The organism is Alkalicoccobacillus porphyridii, assembly GCF_007293315.1.
GTDB classification, from domain to species: domain Bacteria; phylum Bacillota; class Bacilli; order Bacillales; family Bacillaceae_D; genus Alkalicoccobacillus; species Alkalicoccobacillus porphyridii.
Window position 1 is genome coordinate 1 of sequence record NZ_VLXZ01000164.1, and the last position, 282, is coordinate 282.

1 protein-coding gene is annotated in these 282 nt (G+C 50.7%); it reads right to left on the reverse strand.

Annotated features, from left to right (window positions below):
• Nucleotides 1-282 (reverse strand): M48 family metalloprotease (locus FN960_RS23905; RefSeq protein WP_143850800.1); only part of this gene is annotated, 282 nt, incomplete at both ends.

Consider the following 282-nt stretch of genomic DNA (forward strand, 5'->3'; position numbering starts at 1 on the left):
TTTATCCAGCGGCGGGTGAGTCATGAACAACTCACTGAGCGATTTCGACTTACCGTTAATGCAGAAAGCCATCATGCTGGTTGCTTCTTGCGGTTCATAGCTGGTTTTCAGGCGCTGCAGCGCGGAAATCATTTTCTCGCGACCAACCAGTTTTGCCGAACCGGCATCAGCATGGAATTCACGATGACGCGAGAACCACATGGTGATAATGCTCGCAAGAATACCAAACACCAGTTCCAGAACCGTTGCAACCGCAAAGTAGATCAGCGGGTTGCCGTTGCT